This window comes from Shewanella chilikensis, assembly GCF_002836945.1.
In the GTDB taxonomy this organism is placed as follows: Bacteria; Pseudomonadota; Gammaproteobacteria; order Enterobacterales; family Shewanellaceae; genus Shewanella; species Shewanella chilikensis.
In genome coordinates this window covers 1-5,883 of record NZ_NIJM01000090.1, presented here as the reverse complement: position 1 = coordinate 5,883, position 5,883 = coordinate 1, and the positions used below count along the sequence as shown (strand labels likewise).

The 5,883-nt window shown below is 49.7% G+C and carries 5 protein-coding genes; 4 read left to right on the top strand and 1 reads right to left on the bottom strand.

Translation table 11 applies throughout. The features are described 5' to 3' along the window. Positions 1-96 precede the first annotated feature (96 nt). Complete coding sequence (ccmI, locus tag CX651_RS19490; RefSeq protein ID WP_101057769.1) at positions 97-1,350, bottom strand: c-type cytochrome biogenesis protein CcmI; 1,254 nt, start codon at positions 1,348-1,350, stop codon at positions 97-99. Between the two features lie 452 nt (positions 1,351-1,802). Here ccmI and CX651_RS19485 point away from each other — a divergent pair, with 452 nt between their 5' ends. The 4 genes from CX651_RS19485 to CX651_RS19470 are packed head-to-tail and all read left to right on the top strand — an operon-like array spanning position 1,803 to position 5,410. Continuing rightward, positions 1,803-3,779, top strand: a complete 1,977-nt coding sequence (locus CX651_RS19485) for a heme lyase CcmF/NrfE family subunit (protein ID WP_101057768.1) — start codon at positions 1,803-1,805, stop codon at positions 3,777-3,779. A gap of 16 nt (positions 3,780-3,795) precedes the next feature. Further along, positions 3,796-4,350: a DsbE family thiol:disulfide interchange protein gene (locus CX651_RS19480; protein WP_101057767.1), complete on the top strand. Its 555-nt coding sequence runs from the start codon at positions 3,796-3,798 to the stop codon at positions 4,348-4,350. Beyond that, positions 4,347-4,826, top strand: coding sequence for a heme lyase NrfEFG subunit NrfF (nrfF, locus tag CX651_RS19475; protein ID WP_101057766.1), 480 nt, complete (start codon positions 4,347-4,349; stop codon positions 4,824-4,826). The genes CX651_RS19480 and nrfF overlap by 4 nt, the downstream gene beginning before the upstream one ends. Next, positions 4,826-5,410, top strand: a complete 585-nt coding sequence (locus CX651_RS19470; protein WP_101057764.1) for a TlpA disulfide reductase family protein — start codon at positions 4,826-4,828, stop codon at positions 5,408-5,410. The genes nrfF and CX651_RS19470 overlap by 1 nt, the downstream gene beginning before the upstream one ends. Positions 5,411-5,883 lie beyond the last annotated feature (473 nt).

Here is a 5,883-nt window from a genome sequence, read left to right as displayed (position 1 = left end):
TTTTGATCCTTTCAGTGAGATCGTCAAGCGATCTGTCTTAACTGATCGGCATTAGGCATCAGCCGGTTTTTTTATGTCTATTTGTCAAGGATAGGATTACTGAACTTCAGTATCCAGCACCAGTTCACCGCTGGCACCGACCTTGATGCTGGCCACTTTGCCTTGTAGATCGCCAGGCTGAGGCTTAACGCTGCCGTGCTTGGACAATACTGCAATCACTTCAACATCGGTAGCATCGCTGAGTTTAACGTTACCACCCATATTGGTGGAATCATCCAGAGTCACAGTCACAGGTAATGACTTTGCACTTACCTTGGTCGCCGCCAGTGGGACTTTGGGGCCTTCGGTTGCTCTGGCAAAGATGAACAGCATGTCTGTATTGCTGACTTTGGCTGCCAGTTCAGGGGCTATAGAGACATTCAGCGTCACTGTCTTTGCTGTTGCTGCCTTTAGACCTTTGTGAGCCTCATCATTCGGCATGGTGGCACCACCTTCTGCCTGCAGGCGCATCTTGGCACTGTCGATAGCATTGATCAGTGCGGCGCGATCCACGTCGGCTCTGTCACTGTCAAGAATGGTTTGCCAAGCGCCGATTGCCTTGTTGTAATCTGCAGTAAAGAAAGCATCCATACCAACCAGCAGTAGAGTAGAAGGGTCTTGAGGATCCAGTTTCAGTGCCTGATCAATCAGCGACTGAACCACAGGGATCATCTGTTGACCCGCCTTATAATAAAGGGCGGTGGCTTTGGGGCCAAGCAACTCGGCGTGAACCCCCACCAGTTCGATCACTTTATCGAAGGCTGCTACTGCCTGATCATATTGTCCGGCAGAGATGTAGGCGTGACCCAAACTGAACCAAGCTTGGCTGTTTTCCGGCTCCTGCTGCACAGCAGATTCCATCATTTGCACCCGTTGCATCATGATCTGTTCAGTGCTCATACCTGCATGGGGATTCTCAGGTTGAGGAGAATCGATATTCTGATAGGCGCCTAACTGTTGATAGGAGTAACCGGCCACGACCAGTAATACGGCAGACATCAGACTTGGCCACAGTAGTCCTTTAGGCTTGGCTTGTGCATCGAGCGAATCATCCGCTCCTTGCTTGATGTCCTGTAATAAGCTGACTTCCAGCTCTTTTTTCAGGGATTCAAATTCGTCTTGGTCCAGCAGTTCTTCCTGGCGTTCTTTTTCCAGAATAGCTAGACGCTCGTTAAACAGTTCCAGGTTGGTCTGTTTACGGACACCGGACTCTTCAGCCTTGAGTAGCTTCTGTTGCCGGAAATGAGGAAGCCAGATCAGCCCCAGGCTGACTAACACAACAATCGCAATAAAAATCCAAAAAGTGGTCATTATGTTTATTTCACGTTGGTTTGTGACAAAGCGGGGTTACCGCACGGCCTGATTGCAAGATTATACGGAAAGATGATTCATTGAACAGTAATATAAGTCCACCACCAAAGTTAATGGTCATAGTTGGGCACTGGTTCACAGTTCCAAATTTCAGCAAAAAATTCAATGAAACTTCTCTATTTAACGCCTGTCACAGCTTGGAGTCTTGCCGTCTTTCCATGGTCAATATTGCCCTCTCGGAGAATGAGAGCCGCGACCCATAATTGGTGGAAAGTGGCAGACAGGAACAAAAGCAAATACTAAAATGAACAAAAATTCGTAATATATACCTGTTAACCCTTGCGGCTTTTAAGCCGCAATTAAGTTAATAAAGTAATGGTGTGTGCCCGTAGTTGTGCGTCTGCCCAGAATAGAAGCTTGGCAGACATTGACCTGGAAACTGAGGAAAACCCATGATCCCAGAACTTGGACATTTCTCATTGATCATAGGGATGGCGTTCGCAGTACTGCTGATGACAGTCCCCCTGATCGGTGTTGCCCGCAAAGACCAATACCTAGTGCGCTATGCCTGGCCACTAAGTTACGGTATGTTTTTTTTCATCTTTTTATCGGTAATTGCGTTGGGTTACAGCTTCGCAACCGATGACTTCTCAGTCGCCTATGTGGCTCATCACTCCAACTCTCAATTGCCTATCTTCTTTAAGATTGCAGCAGTCTGGGGCGGGCATGAAGGCTCATTGTTGTTCTGGGTCTTCTCACTTTCGGTGTGGGCCGCAGCTGTAGCTTTCTTCAGCAAGGGGTTGGAAGAGGTGTTTACCGCTCGGGTATTGGCCGTGTTGGCGATGATCACCATAGGCTTTACCCTGTTTATGCTGCTCACTTCCAGCCCATTCGAACGTTTGTTCCCGATCCCGGCAGAAGGGCGTGACCTTAACCCGATGTTGCAGGATGTGGGTCTGATCTTCCACCCTCCCATGCTTTATCTGGGGTATGTGGGCTTCTCGGTCAGCTTCGCCTTCGCCATTGCCGCATTGATGAGCGGTCGACTCGATTCTGCTTGGGCTCGTTGGAGTCGTCCTTGGACTCTGGCTGCCTGGATCTTCCTCACTGGTGGTATTGCATTGGGCTCCTGGTGGGCATATTACGAGCTCGGTTGGGGCGGTTGGTGGTTCTGGGACCCGGTTGAAAACGCGTCCTTTATGCCATGGCTTGTTGGTACTGCTCTGGTTCACTCCTTGATAGTGACAGAGAAGCGCGGTGCCTTCCGTAACTGGACAGTGCTTCTGTCTATCTTTGCTTTCTCTTTGAGCTTGCTGGGTACATTTATTGTTCGTTCTGGTGTGCTGACCTCAGTGCACTCCTTTGCGGCAGATCCAAGCCGGGGTATGTTCATTCTGTTGCTACTCGGTTTGGCTATCGGTGGTTCGCTGACTCTGTTTGCTTTCCGTGCCAGTGAAATGAGCAGCCCTGCTCGCTTCGATTTGAAATCCAAAGAAACCATGCTGCTGGTTTGTAACGTATTGCTGACTGTGGCTGCCGGTACTGTATTGCTCGGTACTCTTTATCCACTGCTGATCGATGCCTTGGGTATGGGTAAGATTTCTGTTGGCCCACCATACTTTAATGCGGTGTTTGTTCCTATCGTGCTGGTACTGTTCGGCTTTATGGGGATAGGTCCTATCATTCGCTGGAAGAAATCCAAACAAGGTGAGCTCAAGCGTCAACTGCTATTGCCAGCGATCATTTCAGCTGTTCTGGGTGTGATAGCACCATTTATCGCCGGTGGTGAGTTCAACATCTGGGTGGCACTGGGTATAGGTGCGGCTGTCTGGATTGTGCTGGCGACTCTGCGTGCCGGTTACAACGTGATTAAAGCGAAAGATGGTAGTGTCAGCCTGGCGCGTATGGGCCGCAGTGAACTGGGGATGATCATTGCTCACCTGGGGATTGCAGTCTCAGTAGTTGGTGCCACCATGGTGTCCAACTACTCTATTGAGAAGAGCGTGCGCATGGGGCCTGGCACTAGTCATGAGCTGGCCGGTTACACCTTCAAGTATCTGGAAACCCGTAACGTTGTAGGCCCTAATTACACGGCACAGCAAGGACAGGTTGAAGTACTTAAAGATGGTGAAAAGATTGCGTTGTTGCAGCCGGATCGTCGTCAATACAATGTTCGCACTATGGATATGACTGAAGCCGGTATCGACTGGGGTCTGTTCCGGGATCTCTATGTCACTATGGGCGACCCTATTAGCCGTACTGAATTTGCAGTGCGACTGAACTACAAACCTTTTGTTCGTTGGTTGTGGTTTGGCAGCATCTTTATGATGGTTGGTGGTTTCTTTGCGGCTTCCGACAAGCGTTACCGTGCCAAGGCCCGCGCTGAAGAAGCGGCCGCAGCCAAGAAAGCCAAACTGGCAACAGCCTGAAACAGGTAAGAAGAAGATGAAGAAGCTAATACTTTTTATTCCACTGATATTGTTTCTTTTGATGGGGATCTTCCTTTACAAGGGACTGTTCTTGAATCCGCAGCAGTTGGATTCTGCGTTGGAAGGTAAGCCTGTGCCTGCCTTCCAGCTGGAGAAACTGGAAACGCCGGGAGAGATGATCACCAACGAAGATCTCAAAGGTAAGGTATCTATGCTGAACGTATGGGCGACTTGGTGCCCATCCTGTAAGTATGAACATCCCTACCTAATGCAGTTGGCTCGACAAAACTTGGTGCCCATTTATGGCATCAACTACCGTGACGAGCGGGCGCTGGCGGTAAGAGAACTCTCTCGCCAAGGCGACCCCTACACGTTGAATATCTATGACAAGGACGGTCGTCTTGGTCTGGATCTCGGGGTATATGGTGCGCCGGAGAGTTTTATCGTGGATCATAACGGCATCATTCGTTATCGCTATGCCGGGCCGGTAGATATGCGGGTTTGGAAAGAAACCTTGTATCCCATGATCCAACAGTTGCAGGCCGAGGCCGCTAAGGATAAAGCGTCATGAGAAAGTTGCTGCTGAAAACCTTTGCTGTTGTGGCACTCCTGATCGGCTATGCTGCTCAGGTGGCGGCAACGCCGGTGGACACCTTTGAGTTCAGCTCTCCTGATAAGCAGAAGCGAGCGTTGTCGCTGGCTCATGAGCTGCGTTGTCCTCAGTGTCAGAACCAAAACCTGATCGATTCCAACTCACCGGTTGCCCGCGATCTACGTCTTGAAGTGTACAAAATGGTGGAAGAGGGCAAGGCTGATGATGAAATCGTCCAGTTCATGACCAGTCGCTATGGCGAGTTTGTCCTCTATAAGCCGAGACTTGAAACCAAGACCTACGTCCTGTGGCTTGGTCCTGTGGCGCTGCTGTTGTTTGGTGGTTTGATTGGCTTTATTTTCATCCGTAAACAGCGTACTTCCGGTAGTAAAGCACTCGAACTGTCTGCCGAAGAACAACGCCAGTTGGATGAGCTATTGAAGCGAGACAAGTAATGAGCAAGCTCAGATATTCATTACTTTTGCTGGCGTCCCTGTCTCTGGGGGCGCAGGCTTATCCCGGTATGCAGCCAAAGGATCACAATCAGATCCAATCCAGTGTCGACAAGATCAATGTGCTCCCCCACAGCTTCCCCTTGGAAGTTGTTCCCTTCCAGGATAAGGCCGGTAGCCAATTGGATTTCAGTCAACACAGGGGAAAAGTGGTGTTGGTCAACATTTGGGCTACTTGGTGTCCTCCCTGTGTCAGGGAGTTGCCGGCACTGGAACGGCTTGAAGAGCAGTTCAGTGATAAAGAGTTCGCCCTGCTACCGATTTCCATAGATCAGGGTGGCCAAGAGCAAGTTGACAGTTTTCTGCAATCCCTGGGGATGGCAAACTTCCGCAGTTATTACGATCCGCAGATGCAGTTGGGGCAGATATTCCCACTTGATACTATCCCGGCGACCTTTATTCTTAATGGTAAAGGGGAGCTGATTGCCTTTGTCCGTAGTTTCGTCGACTGGGAAGATCCAAAGGCGATAGCCTTACTCAAAGGCTTTATTGAACAGGAAAATGCACCCAAGTCGGCCGCAAACTGAGTAAATTAGGGCGTAAAATCGCCATAATTGCAGAAAAAGATCGTTTTTGCCTAAAAGTTCGGCAAGCGATCTTTTTTCTTTTAAAAAGCCCTTGCACAAAAGTTCAGGCTCCCTATAATGCGCTCCCACTGACACGGCACAGCGGCAACGCGAAAGACGTGACAGGGTCGAAGAAAAGAGGCTTTGAGTCCTTTCAACGGCAGGCGAAAAAAAGATGGTAAATACCTCTTGACGCCGCAGCAGGAAAGCGTAGAATACGCAGCCCTGACCCGATGGCCACGGCGCCTAAGGGATTGCTCTTTAACAAGATAAACAAGCAAATCTGTGTGGACACTCACAGGCATTGAGAAATCGACAAAACGATTTAACTCGATGAAGAGTGTTCATACGTCGGAGGCCAAGCGGTCTTAGGAAGACAATTCGTATCCGCAACTCCTTGGCTCACAGAACGACATGGCTACGATCCGACTTCT